Annotated in this window: 9 protein-coding genes; 4 read left to right on the top strand and 5 right to left on the bottom strand. The window is 41.8% G+C overall.

Going from position 1 to position 14,055, the window contains the following annotated elements; genetic code table 11:
• Positions 1-80 precede the first annotated feature (80 nt).
• Both H6F74_RS19625 and H6F74_RS19620 read left to right on the top strand, forming a co-directional pair.
• Complete coding sequence (locus H6F74_RS19625; RefSeq protein WP_199301435.1) at positions 81-2,405, top strand: TonB-dependent receptor; 2,325 nt, start codon at positions 81-83, stop codon at positions 2,403-2,405.
• 112 nt (positions 2,406-2,517) lie between these two features.
• On the top strand, positions 2,518-3,282 hold the full coding sequence (locus H6F74_RS19620; RefSeq protein WP_190443877.1) for a superoxide dismutase: 765 nt from the start codon (positions 2,518-2,520) through the stop codon (positions 3,280-3,282).
• A 47-nt stretch (positions 3,283-3,329) separates the two neighbouring features.
• Here H6F74_RS19620 and H6F74_RS19615 read toward each other — a convergent pair whose 3' ends face one another.
• The 3 genes from H6F74_RS19615 to H6F74_RS19605 all read right to left on the bottom strand — a co-directional run bounded on the left by H6F74_RS19615 (position 3,330) and on the right by H6F74_RS19605 (position 5,633).
• A complete protein-coding gene (locus tag H6F74_RS19615) occupies positions 3,330-3,626 on the bottom strand; it encodes a hypothetical protein (RefSeq protein ID WP_190443876.1) in 297 nt (98 codons plus the stop codon).
• A 201-nt stretch (positions 3,627-3,827) separates the two neighbouring features.
• Positions 3,828-4,841, bottom strand: a complete 1,014-nt coding sequence (locus tag H6F74_RS19610; protein ID WP_190443875.1) for an SDR family oxidoreductase — start codon at positions 4,839-4,841, stop codon at positions 3,828-3,830.
• A gap of 168 nt (positions 4,842-5,009) precedes the next feature.
• On the bottom strand, positions 5,010-5,633 hold the full coding sequence (locus tag H6F74_RS19605) for a class I SAM-dependent methyltransferase (protein ID WP_190443874.1): 624 nt from the start codon (positions 5,631-5,633) through the stop codon (positions 5,010-5,012).
• Positions 5,634-6,027: 394 nt separating this feature from the next.
• Here H6F74_RS19605 and H6F74_RS19600 point away from each other — a divergent pair, with 394 nt between their 5' ends.
• A complete protein-coding gene (locus H6F74_RS19600) occupies positions 6,028-6,744 on the top strand; it encodes a methyltransferase (RefSeq protein ID WP_190443873.1) in 717 nt (238 codons plus the stop codon).
• A gap of 603 nt (positions 6,745-7,347) precedes the next feature.
• Here H6F74_RS19600 and H6F74_RS19595 read toward each other — a convergent pair.
• Both H6F74_RS19595 and H6F74_RS19590 read right to left on the bottom strand, forming a co-directional pair.
• The gene (locus tag H6F74_RS19595) at positions 7,348-9,510 is read right to left on the bottom strand and encodes a cytochrome c peroxidase (protein WP_190443872.1); all 2,163 of its coding nucleotides are present in this window, start codon (positions 9,508-9,510) and stop codon (positions 7,348-7,350) included.
• 346 nt (positions 9,511-9,856) lie between these two features.
• Positions 9,857-12,244 carry an NACHT domain-containing NTPase gene (locus H6F74_RS19590; protein WP_190443871.1) on the bottom strand — a complete coding sequence of 796 codons (2,388 nt, stop codon included), beginning with the start codon at positions 12,242-12,244 and terminating at the stop codon, positions 9,857-9,859.
• A gap of 308 nt (positions 12,245-12,552) precedes the next feature.
• Here H6F74_RS19590 and H6F74_RS19585 point away from each other — a divergent pair, with 308 nt between their 5' ends.
• Complete coding sequence (locus H6F74_RS19585) at positions 12,553-14,052, top strand: multicopper oxidase domain-containing protein (RefSeq protein WP_190444097.1); 1,500 nt, start codon at positions 12,553-12,555, stop codon at positions 14,050-14,052.
• Positions 14,053-14,055: the final 3 nt, after the last annotated feature.

Below are 14,055 nucleotides of genomic sequence, written 5' to 3'. Positions count from 1 at the left end.
GTTAAAAATCAGGAGTTACTAACTCCTAACTTTTAAAGCTGCCCCAAATTATTTATGGTCTTTTTGTGTGAGGATACATTGTGAAAAATCAGCTATTATTTAATGGATTGTCCATAGCCGGAGCTATAGTATTATCGATAGCACCGATTCATGCTGAGGTTACGCAAGTAACTGGCGTTAAAATTCAGCCAATATCTAGCGGCATTGAGGTTATTTTAGAAACCAAAAGTGGCACGGTTTCTCAAGTGCTAACCTCCACCTATGGGGAAACTTTTGTAGCTGATATTATTAATGCAAAATTGCGTTTACGAGATAGCGATCGCTTTAGCATTTCCAACCCTACCAACCAAGTTACATTAGTATCCGTTACTCCTCTCGATGCTAACAGCATCCGAGTAGTTGTAACTGGAAGTAATGGCGTACCTAAAGGAGAAATAAAGCAGAATAAGGGCAATTTTGTTTTCAGCTTTACCGCTACCCCAGAGACCACCGCTTCAAACGAAGAAACTACTGAAACAGCAAATCAGCCTCCACTTCAAACTGACAAAAATGAGTTACCAGAACGGGTAATAATCAACGATACAGAAGAAAATAATCTTCCTCAGTCTACACCAATATACGAAATTGACGCCGAAGAAATTCAAAAACAAGGCTCAAATAGTGCAGCGGAAATATTGAAAGGACTACCTGGATTCGCCGTCAACGATGCTGGTTATGGCGCAGATATTCACACAGGAACTTACTACCGGGGACACTCCATTAATCAGTCTGTCTTTCTACTGAATGGTAGACCAATTGGCAATAATATTAATACTTATCATGGCACTACTGACCTAAACAGCATTCCGGTAGAGGCAATTGAAAGAGTAGAATTATCCAGCGGCACCAGTACCACCTTGTACGGTTCAGAAGCTTTTGGAGGAGTTGTCAATATCGTCACCAAACAAGCTCAAGAAGTTCCCAGACTCAATGCTACAGTCCAATATGGCTCTTACAATCAATCTAACTATCGCGTCAGCTATGGCGGTTCTGCTGCGAATTTAAGATTCAACCTTGGATATGAAAAATACGCAGCAGATAACCGTTATCCTGTCCCTAAAGGTGCAGCGAATCGTGATGCAGAAGGTCTTTTATTTAATGGAGACACTGCTACTAGCAATTACTTCGGTGGTATCGCCCTTGATTTAGATTCCAGAAACACCCTTAGCTTAGACGCTTATGCAATTAGCAGTCGTCGCGGCCTACTTTATTTCGGATTTCCTTTACAAAGAGACAGACTAGATCATGATGTCTTAAATGTAGGTTTATCTTGGAGAAGTTTATTAGGAGAAAACAAAGATTCTGTACTCAGAGCTACTCTAGGATACAACCGAGATTACTTCAACACCTATGGCCCAACCCAAAACATTTTTTATCGTACTGGCACCTTAGATTCCCAAGCAGTTACAGGGAGAGTAGAACATCAGTGGCAAACATCTCCTAGTAATAAACTAATTTGGGGATTAGATGTAAAAAATAGCTATTTAACTGGTGATTCTTTGAGTACAGCCCCTAATCTAAGCGCCTTGAATGAAACTGAAAATAGAGACAGGTTCCATACAGCCTTATTCGCTTTAAATACTTGGAATATCACCGATACATTTCAAACAGACTTAGGAATACGACAAAATTTTGATAGTGAATTTGGCAGTTATTTAAACCCCACCGCGGGGGTACGTTGGAATATAACTCCAGCCGTTGCTGTACGCGGTAGTTGGGCATCTGTACAACGCAATCCTGGATTAGATCAATTGTATATTTTCGACACAGTTCATAACTGGTTGCCTAACCCGGATTTGAATCCCGAAACAGGCTCATCTTGGACGGCTGGAGTAGATATTAATTTTTCTAGAAATTTGACAGGACAGTTTACTTACTTCGGTAGTAGTTTAAATGACAGATTGGGAATCATAGCAGGCAGATGGGCTAATATTGGCTTGGTGAACACCAATGGTTTAGAAGCAGCAATTAAGTGGCAAATAAATCGCGAGTGGTCAACCTTTGTTAATTACACTTATACAGATGCACGAATAGAGACAGGTGTAGAAAAAGGCTTACAATTAGGCTTGATTCCCTACTCTGTAGGGCAATTAGGTGTAGGTTATAACTCTGGCGGGTGGCAGATTAATCTATATGCGAGTTACTACAGTGGCGCACGTAGAGCCTTCTTTAATAATGCTGGTGAGAATCCAAGAGATTTCTCGCCACCTTACCTGAATTTGGATTTAAGCGGTAGAATTCCAGTGACTAGAAACTTGGGTTTAATAGTTTATCTAGAAAATTTAGCAGATGTGAGTTACGAAAAAGCAAATAGAATTTATCAACCCGGTTTAACTTTCCGCATCGGTGTAGAGTCTACGTTTTAAGTTTGGGAAAAGTTTACTTATTATATAAATTCTTAAAATAGAGGTACTTCAGGCAGCAAGTTGTTGTAAATTTGAATAAAAGACCTAATAAACTCTCAATGTTTACACAACTATGGCTCTAAATCGTCGTAATTTTCTATTTTTGTTAGGTGCCACTACGGGCGCAGTTGCCATAGGAGCCTTCCCATCTGCTTGCTCAGCTCAAAGCACCCAAGAAAGCAATGCAAAGCAGGCTCCGGCGTCTCCAACGGCTCAAACAAAAGATACTTTTACCCTGCCGCCTTTACCTTATGACTACAAAGCTCTGGAACCCCACATTGATGCAGCGACGATGCAATTTCACCACGATAAACACCATGCTGCCTATGTGAAAAATCTGAATGAAGCTGTGAATAAGTATCCGCAGCTTCAAGGCAAAAGCGCTGAAGAATTAATTAGCAATCTCAACACCGTACCAGAGGATATTCGTACAACAGTTCGCAACAACGGCGGCGGTCATGTGAATCATACAATGTTCTGGGAAATCATGGCACCGAATGCGGGTGGAGAGCCAACCGGAAAAATTGCCGATGCGATTAATCAAACTTTTGGCAGTTTTGATGCTTTCAAAAAGCAATTCAACGAAGCGGGTAGTAAACGTTTTGGCAGTGGTTGGGCTTGGTTAGTGAGGGGAAAAGATGGTAAATTGCAAGTTGTAAGTACGGCAAATCAGGATAGTCCTTTGATGGAAGGAATGTATCCCATTATGGGTAATGATGTTTGGGAACACGCTTATTATTTGAAATATCAAAACAAGCGAGCTGATTATTTAAATGCTTGGTGGAATGTAGTTAATTGGAATGAAGTGAATAAACGCTTTGAGAGAGCTTCGGCTTAATCAATAGGGTGCGTTAAGCGTTTAACGCACCCTATTGTTAGATAATTCTACTTTTCCTCTACATACATCTGAGGCTCAATTGCAAAGTTGTCAATTTTACCTGCCTCATCAATAACATAGCCACCAGTAGTATCTAATCCAGTACCTTCTTCTTGCTCGTGGAAAGCCTCAATTTGATGTTTATTGAGTTCGATGTCATTATTAGAAGGAATCACGGCATCCGGGGCATTAACAAATGGGTTTTGTGCCATTTGAACACCAACATGATTATCTCCTGGCGCACCTCTTCCAGGTTCAGCTTCTTTTGGCTCTTCTGGTAGCACTGGATTTTGTCCGTCGCTCATGGATTTTTGCTCCTACTTTTTTTAAAATTTGAGGGCAGTCTGTAGGCAAAAAATATGTTGCTGCTACAAACTGTTTTTTCGTTAGATTGTGATGTTTCTTTTTATGACAGTAGCCCAGTTAGTATCGAGGTTTACTCTTTCGGGGGTATTAAATTGCTATGTGTCAGGGGAGAAATTTAGTAACTGCTACGGCGACTTTGTTTAAACATCATTCCCTGGATGCCACCCTAATACTGCTGCGACTCCTAAAGCCGCCGCTGCTAAAGCGCCCCACTTGAGCGGCGGATTTTTATCCAGCCAGTCTGTGAAGCTTGGTATCTCCAGGTTGTCAAAGTCTCCCTCAACTTTGTCGTGAGCTGGGATGGGTTCGTAGAGATTATCTGGCGCGTCTTCAGACTTTGGCTCGTTGGTTTTCTGGAACTGGAACCCAACGAGCAGCAAAATTTGATCCACTAATCCGGGGGAGAGGCGCTGAAGCACATCTAATATCTTGCCGACATCGCCCACGATGAAATCACGAGTTGGGTTTTCGGCAGTGTAGAGGATGGCATCGGCGACAATACTGGCATCGTAGTAGGGCGGTATCCCCGTTGGCTTCACGCCTAACTTGGTACGACCGTTGTTGTAGAAAGGCGTGTTAATTACCGATGGCTTGATACTCGTGACGCTGATAGGGTATTTTTCGTGTTCTAACTCAACGCGCAAAGCTTCCAGAAAGCCCTCAACACCGTGCTTTGCAGAGGAGTAGGAACTCTGGTATGGTAAAGCTCGCCTGCCCTCCACTGAGGAAACGTGGATCAGCGCTCCCCTTCCCTCGCGTTTCAGGTGGGGTAGTGCAGCCATTGCGCCGTATACTTGCCCCATCAGGGTAACATCGATGACACGCTTAAACTCTTCCGGTGTTGTGTTGTCGAAGGTGGCAAAGACGGCGGTGGCGGGACAATGCACCCAAGTATCGAGTCGCCCATAATGTGAAACGGTATAGTCTGCGATCGCTTTTACCTGCTCAAAATCGCTGACATCAGCAATTACAAATGTTGCGTCACCGCCAAAGCTCTTAATCTCTTCCACCAAAGACTTTAGCCCTGACTCACTGCGAGCCGAGACTACCAGTTTTGCACCCCGGTTACCAAATTGCAAAGCTGTTTCCCGCCCAATACCGCTGCTCGCCCCAACTACGGCGACAACTTGCTCACTTATTTGCTTCAATTGCATTGCTGCTACTCCTTAAATTTGCTAATGAAAAACCCTTCACCTCTACAGGTGAATTACATTTTTTGGAAATGTGTACTTTTATTAAGTAAATTAATTCAGCACAAACCGGGCTACATCAGTCTTAAGGTTGACAGGTAGGAATCTATACCAATAGCACTAGGCAATTACTCACTTTTGTAAATACACTGTAAAATCGTGGGGCGAGAAACGATCTTGCGGGGTAATGTAGTCGTTGCGAATCGTCAGGTTGCAGCGAATATCCAGTTGCTTGACAAACCGGAAGACTTCACCCGGATCTTCGTAATAACGTTTTTCCATATGGAACTCGGCATATTTAGACCACATATTAAAGGCAATTCCCTTACTGGCTCTTGAAAAGCACCAGCGAATTGTATCTTGCCAAAATTTTCGGCAGTCGTCGCCTCTGTCGGCTGTAAACAAACCGCTTAAAAAAATGTAATCAAAAGTTTCGTTTTCGATGTTTTGCTGCTGGCAAAATCTGGCTTCAGGATAGTTTTGCCGACCAAATTCCAGATATTCATCAACTAGGTCTATCCCCGTGTAGTCTACATTGATGTTCTGCTGCTTTAAATAATTGAGCATCTGACCATACCCGCAGCCAAAGTCAAGAATTTTTGTATTTGATATATCCGCAATTCCCAGCAATATTTTCAGCCTTAACATCTGCTGGAATTCGTCATCCCAACGAACCCCATGCGCTGAGGCTCCGTGTTGAATGAAAAGGCTACGATAAACTTCCGCAATTTCTTGATTTCTGTCCTTATTGCCCATAAAAACACCTTTTTAGTTAGGGTAATTATGCTGGTATTATTGCATCTCTGGGCGTAATTTAGGCAGTAGGTATAGAACCTTTTCATCATAATACCCACGGAAACCCAAGCAAAAAGTATTTAATTTATATTAAAAAAATAAATTTCGCTGATTTACTAAAATACTAAGCTGCTGAAATATTGTCCAAAAATCTGCAACTATTATTTGGATATTTTTTTATTTAAAATATACTTTGAAATTTATATTAGCTCGATTTAATTAATAGCCTAATAACAAATTTACATTAAAAGTATAAGTAATGGTAATACCTTTGGGTATAATCCGAACGATAGATGGCAGTATAACTCTTAACATCTTAGATTTTGTAATAGTTGTTTACTTAATAAATACTTAAATGCTCCTCTCATCCAAGCCGTTGAAAGATATCTTCTTCTGCCCAGAAGAATCTAACTTTTATGCACACTCGATAGAAACATTAGTTTTAAATAATTGTATTGCGTCAGAGTCAATTGTTGAATTTGGTTCAGGAGACGGAAGTCCAGTTATTCAGGCATTGCTGAGAACAAACTTTGAGGGAGTCATACATGGATTTGAACTAAATAGGTTGGCTAGTGAAGCGGCGCAAGCAAAAATTGATAAATATGAAGTTAGCCAACACTATAAGATACACAATAAATGCTTGTTTGATGCTTCCCAACCAAAAGCGGAATTTTTAATATCCAATCCGCCCTACTTACCTGCATTAGATAACAACATTTATCAACCTCTGTTACATGGAGGGATTGATGGAATAACTGTAACCAAAAAGCTTTTAGAGCTTGGTTACACAAACGTATTAGTCATGGCTTCTAGTTATTCAAATCCAATAGGTTTGATTAATTATGCGAGATCAATAGATTACTCGGTTTCTAATTTCATTGTTTCTCCCCTAAAGTTTGGCTATTACAGTTCTGAACCAAAGGTAAAAAATTGGATTGCTGAGATGCAAAAAAGTAATCTGGCTTTTTACTCGTCAGATATCTATCTTTTGGCTGGAGTTTTATTTACAAAGCAGCAGAAGAATGCGGTAGATTTATCTACTGAATTACTTCAGTTATTAACTGCTTTGTGAACTAGCAATCCTTGTAGAGGTTCTGGCGAGTCTGCCGTTGCTCCGAGACGTTTATAGAACGTCTCGGAAGCATAAAATTTTACAGTTAATAAAGGAACTGCTAGATTTTGTAACCAGTAAGTTAATGCTGCAATCGGGTTCACTTAGAGTTAAAAATCTAAAATTTAAGATTTGTTGGGTTGAGGAGCCTCACCTAAGCTAGAACTAAAAACTATGAATTAGTTATAACTGATTGGGCTAAGCGTGTTATTAAGTAAGTCGGCGCGAAAAAATAAAACTATATTAAAGTAAGTAAATACAGAGAATACATCTATTTAATTAGAGTGCAGCACATTAAAAAAGATGAATTAGGAAGGCAAATCTTTGACGATAAGTTAGAACTTGCCTACGCCGTAATTCATCGAGTAGAAGTTAGAGGAAAAAGAGAAAACTACCGTACACAACGTGTTAAATTTAACTTTAATCACGTTATTTAATGTTTCGTTAAATAAGGACAGTTTTTCCTGCCTACCCCATTATTAAACACAAAGCCCAGTTTCGTTGAGAAACTGGGCATCTACTACCTTAACTCCTGCACCTTTAACAGGAATTCTCACAGATAGTTTAATTACTCATGCAAACATAGCCTCCAGCTACAAATTGCAGAGTAGAGTTAGGAGGACAGTCCTGCTGAGTTATACTACCCTCAAGCGGATTAGAGGTTGGTTGAACGGGAGTCGGACTTTGGGCAGCAGTGGGAGCAGAATTTTCCAGAAAACTTGCTAGAGGACTACCGCCATTACGCCCAACAGCGGGGAGTTCCAACAAAGCAGTCGTTGCTTTCCCAGAACCGTCATTAGTAACAGAGTTTTGATCCCCCGGATGTCCGTTAGCAATAAACAACTGTGGATGGTCAAAAGGTGCGCTCTGATTGCGAACTCGCGCATCAGTTAGACCGTTCATGAAAGCCACTAGCGCATCTTTTTCCGATTCGCTTAGCCCCAAGTTTTCGATATCTGGGTCTAGGTTTTGGATATTAGTTTCGTGGAAATCTCCACCCCGATTGTAAAAATCCACTACCTGCCGCAGAGTCAGTTGCCCACCATTATGAAAGTAAGGAGCTGTAAGCGCTATATTCCGCAGTCCGGGTGTTTTAAAAGCTCCATCGACAGCCACTCTTTCAGTCGCACTAATAGGCGGACTCAGATTGGGATCGTTGAACTGTCCATTCTGAGCCAGTCGCGACTCTGAAAGCGGGTTTCCAAACGGATCTTTACCGCCCACGCCTAAATCTTCCTGGGTAGGTCTAACAGCAATGTTGTAAAAGCCGTTGTCATAAACAGCAACACCGTTATCGCCCATCACCATACGTTCGAGTCGTTCGTTCTGCACGTTTCTTACAGAAGCGTTGGTGAACTCGGCTCCACCGTGACAATTAACGCACTTAGCTTTACCCTCAAACAGCTGTTTCCCTAGTTTCTGCTGGGAAGTTAAAGCATTGCTATTTCCTTCCATGTATTGGTCGAAAGGCGTATTATCGGAAACTAGAGTTGATTCATACAGTTGAATGGAAAGTCCCATAAACAGCGAGAAGTTGTAATCCATCAACGTGAACTCGTCGGTAGCTAAAGCTCCCTGCGGTTGTTTTAAGATCCGGCTACCGTCAGTATCAACTTTGATAATCTGCTGAGAGTCCCACCATTCCGGCTTAAAGGCTTCTTTAACCATAGCTTCGTAGCTCTTCTGCTTCAAACCTGGTTGCGGCCAGTTGCTATATTTACCGAGAACGCTGTCTTCAGGATGCACAAGTTGCTTTGCCAGGGGAGGTAAGAACTTTAGCTTTTTACCAGTTTCTCTAGGAAGCTTCTTGGTCTTGACTCTATTAAACTTCTGTCCGACATCGGCGAAAACACGACCAGTACCAGATTCCTCAACATCGCTGAGTGGCGGGCCTACCGCCTGCGATGCTAGAGAGGAATTCTTAAGGCTGACTTTCACTTGCTGTAGCGAAGACTGTTTTGTGGGTGCTTTATAAAGAAAGGCATTTTTGTCCCTCGATCCGAAGGGATTTACTCCGTTAAAATCATTTTGCGCCCTTCCATCCCAGAAGTTGCGGAAGTTGAACACCGCATTAATTGTACTTGGTGTGTTGCGACCTGTTACCTGACGGACGTTGATTCCGTTGACATTGAAAACTGGATCTGGCTGCACGGTTACATTGTCTACAGCACTACCGGGAATGATGTCGTTGAATTTGGTAAGATCGACACCCTGAGAACCAGTAATATCGTTACTGTCGGCTAGAACGTTCGAGGAACGGTTATTTGGGTTTTGCAGCTTGTGGAATGGGTAATCTTCCGGCTTCAGCGTGTAATTAGGCCCTGTTCCGGAAGTGAAATTTGTCGATGGCCCTGGGTGAAGCTGATTTTTTGCTCTGTTGTCAGCTCCGGCATTGAAGTGGCAACTAGCACAAGACTGGAGGCCATCGCTTCCTACCTGCATCTCCCAAAAAAGAGTTTTTCCGAGTGCGATCGCAGCTGTTTTATCCTTAACAAATTCTCCCAGATTGTCCGGCTCTGGGATCGGTACACTTTTGAGCGAAGCTAGCGACTGTTCAGGTGGCGATACCTGCGCCGCTACGGTATGTCCAGCTAAGACGATAATTGCAGCGATCGCTACCATTACCATGCTTTTTTTAATTCTCTTTGACAACCTCGATCCGAGTCGGTTAAGTCCTGCTAGAAACGCGATCGCAAAAAACGCTAGGTTTTGTATTCTTTTTTTCATTTTTCTCAACAGTCATAATTTCAGATAGTAACCCCAGCGCAGTAATGCTTCTCTCTGTTTTCAAGATAGGATTTTCTCTACTTATAATATATCTACCTTTTTGCCAAATCCTCAGCATATTGTCATTAAATACAACCCAATGACATTTTTTTTATCGCGCTACTTGAGCCTTATTAAGACTTACGGCTAAAAATCTCATGTATGTGTATAAATTAATCTTGAGTCTTAAAAAAAATATTATGTTTTTAGATTTTTTTATATATGCTATTTTAAGCAAGCTCTATTACCCATAAAAGAATCGTTTACTTACCCAAGGAATGCCGTATTATCATGTTTATACTAATATTCAAGGAAGCCGCTGCTCCAATAAAGAAGTTTTATATTGCTCAATCTCTAGAATCGGCAGCAACATCGTCTCTTCAATTTCCTGCCGCACTCTCTGAGTTACATAACAATCACGGTTTAGGCAATGCACTAGCAACTGATTAGCCTCATAGTATTTCTTCAGCATTTCTTTTTGCTGATTACTAAACTGCCAATGATGTCCTATGTCGCAATAATTAACTATCACAGCTCTTAATTTTTCAATCCAAGCCCCACCGTTAGCTTTCCACCAAGCTCTAAATTGTTCTCTATCTTTATCAAAGTGAGGTAATTGCTTGTTGAGTTGCTCTAGCGATTCACTTAATGATGTTAGCGAAACTACTTTATGAGAATCTTTGTTTCCTTCACGTCCAAAATCAATAGCACTAGCATGATTAATCGCACGCTTAAACACATCAGAATGGACGCGGGCAGGATCAAGAGCCAGGTCAAGCGTAAAGTCAAGGGACAGAACGCGGTCAAGAGCCAGGTCAAGGCTAAGGTCAGGACTAAGGGCGCGAGTAAGGGTCTTGTCGAAGCCACGGGCAAGGTCAAGGCTACCACAAATAACGCCATGAGCGCGGGCAAGGTCAAGGTCAAAATAAAATGCTCGAACAATTACTGGTTTGAAGTTTGAAGAGACTGCACAAGACTTTTTGTTTACCCAAGCTAGGAATTTTTGCAAATCCTGATCTTGAGCGATGAGCGCATCAATATTTTGTTTCATGAACAGCAATAGCTTGTCTCCACTTGACAACATACCGACTGCTAGTAAAAAAACTTCCCGCCAACTTTTATAAGTGATTTTTTCCCCTAAAAACTTCCAAGTGTCTTCTGAATTTAGTTTTTCCAAATTATCAGCGATCGCTCTGGCCGTAAAATATTCGTGAAATGTTAGGTGAGAAAAAGAGTAAATTCCTTTAGCACGCTCTACCAGTAGCCCGTGTTGCGCTTCAATAGATTTCAAAACTGCTTCGCTGTCGAGTTGTAATGCTTCAGGATCAGTATTAGTTCCGGGTAAATTCCGAATATGATCCGTTATGTGTTGCTTTATCTCTTTTGGTTTAAAAAAGTATTCTCCACGCTTAAAAGTAATTAGGGCGATTTTACTTAGTAAATTTTCCTTGGACTGTAATGATAGATTTTTGTATAGTTTATCTCGTTCAATATTTCGCTTAGCATCCCAGTGTTTCAGCAGAACATCTACTCCTTCTTTGTAGACTTCTAAGTAATTTGAGGGAAATTTGTCTAATTCTTCAAAAACCAAGCATAGCATTGTTAAAAGCAATGGATTTGTAGCTAGTTCTTTAATTGCCTGGTTTCTTTTGATGTTTTGGATAAATAATTCAGCTTTTGATGGAGATTTATGCTGAAACCAATGTTTAGCGAATGCAAAAATTTGTTGATCGTCAAAATCAGCAATTTCTACCTCTGTAAACTGTTCAAATGTATATTCTTTCCCCGCCAGCCTACAGGTAATAACAAAACTGTTTTCATAAAAATGTTCGGACAAATAACAAATTTCTTTAAAGATCCTGGTACTATCCTTTTCTCTAACTTCATCCAGTCCATCGAGTAAAATGAAAAATCTACCTTGAATTAATATTTTTTTAATTAGTTCCTCACTATTAATTAAAAACCCGGAAACTTGTTGAGTTATGCTTTCCAATAAATTAGGTTTATTTTTCGCTTCTGCAAAGTTTTTCAAGCTGATAAAAACTGGGATTTTATTAGCTTGAATTATCCCTAAGTTGCACTGAATTGCTAGGTGCTTCAAAAAGGTGGTCTTTCCCGCTCCGGGTTTTCCCAGAACCAGCAGTTTTGAATATTTTTCGACAGCTCGTATCCCTGAAACTCGTTCTTCGCAAACTTTGCCAAAGCCTGGACGATCAAAGTCTTCTGGAACACAAATTTTTATTAGGTTAGCAATTTCTAGCCGTCTATGCCCAGAGATTTTTTCTAAGACGTTGACGCTAGTGTAAATGTTATTCAAATTAATCGGTTGGGACATATCTAACACTCGCATCGTCCCGCATTTTTGTTGAATGTTGGCGCTTCCCTTTTGGCGCAAATCCTGCACTATAAGGTCAATAGGAGAAGCATTTTGCTCAAGCTTATCTGTCTGAGGTTCAAGCGCGACGCTTGGCTTAGCCACTATCTCTTCCCACTCTAGCCCTAGCTTTTCGCAAATCTGCACAAAATACTGCCGATCAACTCGCTCACCTTTAAAAAATTTGCTAACTGTCTGACGAGTGATTAGTAACTCTTTTGCTAAAGCATTCTGCGATAAGGAGTCGCGGATTAAAGCTTTTTTTGCTTTTTCAACACCTTGGGTAGATGCCTGAAGCGATCGCCTGACTCTTCCCGTCATACCATAAACCCGTATTTATACGCCCTTTACATGAGTTTACATAAGTTTTACATAAGTTTACACAACTTTTACAGCCTCTCGTACCTCTACTCATACCTGTTCTTTAACATCCGGCTGCAAAGCTGGAATAAGACTGTGAAATTACTTAGTAAGTTCCGCGAATAAGAGATTTGCGTTTCCGTGAGATTACTAGGTTTGCCAAGTAAATGCTGGCATAACTTAGCTGATATAGGTAGTTTTACTCACCTCCATAGTCAGTACATTTACCAGGATTGCTTCAGTCAGGAGAACACTACCAAAGGAACATGATGAAAAGAATCAGTAGACGAGAGATGTTAAAACTGGGAGCGCTAGCAGGAGGCTCCCTCTTACTGCCCATAGGACTCCAAGGTCGTAGCTTCGCGGGAGATGCCGGTAGTCCGAGGGTAACGCCTTTTTCGCTTCCCTTCCGCACTCCTCCGGTTCTTAATCCTGTACGCAGTGACTCGACTACAGATTACTACCAAATCACAATGCGAAAGGGACAGGCAGGAATTTTACCTGGGAAATCCACCCAGGTCTGGGGTTATAACGGTATAAGTCCTGGCCCGACGATTAAACAACGCAAAGATAGGCAATCTGTTGTCCGCGTTATCAATGATGTCGGTACGGAAACCTCAGTACATTTACACGGGATGGCATCCCTACCGCAGTACGATGGGTATGCTGAGGATTTGACTTATCCGGGACAATATAAGGACTATATCTATCCTAATAACCGCGCCGCTACACTTTGGTATCACGACCATGCAGTTCACGAAACTGCTCGGAACGTATACATGGGGTTGGCGGGACTGTATATAGTTCAAGATGACCTTGAACTTGGTTTGCCTCTACCTAAGGGCGACTACGATGTGCCGCTAATCATTCAGGATAAGCAGTTTGGGAGTGATGGCAGGTTGATATTTGACGACCAAGGCGAGGACAGTCAAATGGGCGACATTATCGTAGTCAATGGTGTGCCTTGGCCGCGCATGGAGGTGGCAAACCGCAAGTATCGCTTCCGAATTTTAAATGGGTCGATTTCGCGTTCTTACAAATTGGCACTAAGCACGGGCGATGATTTGGTTGTAATTGGTACTGATGCTGGGCTGATGAGTGCGCCTGCTAGGGTTAAAAATATGCGGCTTGGCATGGCAGAACGCTACGAAGTTATTATCGACTTTTCCAAGTACCCAGTAGGAACCAAAGTAGTTCTGCAAAATCTCGGACTTCCCAATAACGACGACTACGACGGAACCGACCAAATCATGCGTTTTGATGTGGTGCGTCGAGAGAACGATGATAGCTCTATTCCCAGCACTCTGCGGTATGTACAGCCCATCTCCGCATCTTCGGCTGTGCGAACCCGCGAATTTAGGTATGAGCGTACTAATGGGTTATGGGTGATTAATGGCAAGACTTGGGATAGAAACCGAGACGATGCTAATCCACAAATAGGCGATGTCGAAATTTGGCGTCTATACAACAACAGTGGGGGCTGGTTTCATCCTATACACCTTCATCTTATTGATGCCCAAATTCTTGACCGTAACGGTAAGCCGCCTTTCGCCTATGAGAAAGGCTGGAAGGATGTCTTTTATGTTGGCGAAAACGAGTCAGTACGTGTGATAGGGAAATTTGGCCCCCACACGGGTAAGTATATGACTCACTGCCATAATTCGGTTCACGAAGACCACGACATGATGGGTCAGTTCCAAGTCGGTCAAGGTGGGCCAGATCCAATTACTACAGCACCAGCGAAGAATCTCCCAGCACCGGCGCTGTAGCAT

Source organism: Trichocoleus sp. FACHB-90 (assembly GCF_014695505.1).
Lineage (GTDB): Bacteria > Cyanobacteriota > Cyanobacteriia > Cyanobacteriales > FACHB-T130 > Funiculus > Funiculus sociatus.
This window is presented reverse-complemented; position numbering and strand designations above follow the sequence as displayed.

Coding starts and splice junctions, on each gene's coding strand:
- H6F74_RS19620 (WP_190443877.1), top strand. CDS start 2,518: ATGGCTCTAAATCGTCGTAATTTTCTATTTTTGTTAGGTGCCACTACG.
- H6F74_RS19615 (WP_190443876.1), bottom strand. CDS start 3,626: ATGAGCGACGGACAAAATCCAGTGCTACCAGAAGAGCCAAAAGAAGCT.
- H6F74_RS19610 (WP_190443875.1), bottom strand. CDS start 4,841: ATGCAATTGAAGCAAATAAGTGAGCAAGTTGTCGCCGTAGTTGGGGCG.
- H6F74_RS19605 (WP_190443874.1), bottom strand. CDS start 5,633: ATGGGCAATAAGGACAGAAATCAAGAAATTGCGGAAGTTTATCGTAGC.
- H6F74_RS19600 (WP_190443873.1), top strand. CDS start 6,028: ATGCTCCTCTCATCCAAGCCGTTGAAAGATATCTTCTTCTGCCCAGAA.
- H6F74_RS19595 (WP_190443872.1), bottom strand. CDS start 9,510: ATGAAAAAAAGAATACAAAACCTAGCGTTTTTTGCGATCGCGTTTCTA.
- H6F74_RS19590 (WP_190443871.1), bottom strand. CDS start 12,244: ATGACGGGAAGAGTCAGGCGATCGCTTCAGGCATCTACCCAAGGTGTT.
- H6F74_RS19585 (WP_190444097.1), top strand. CDS start 12,553: ATGAAAAGAATCAGTAGACGAGAGATGTTAAAACTGGGAGCGCTAGCA.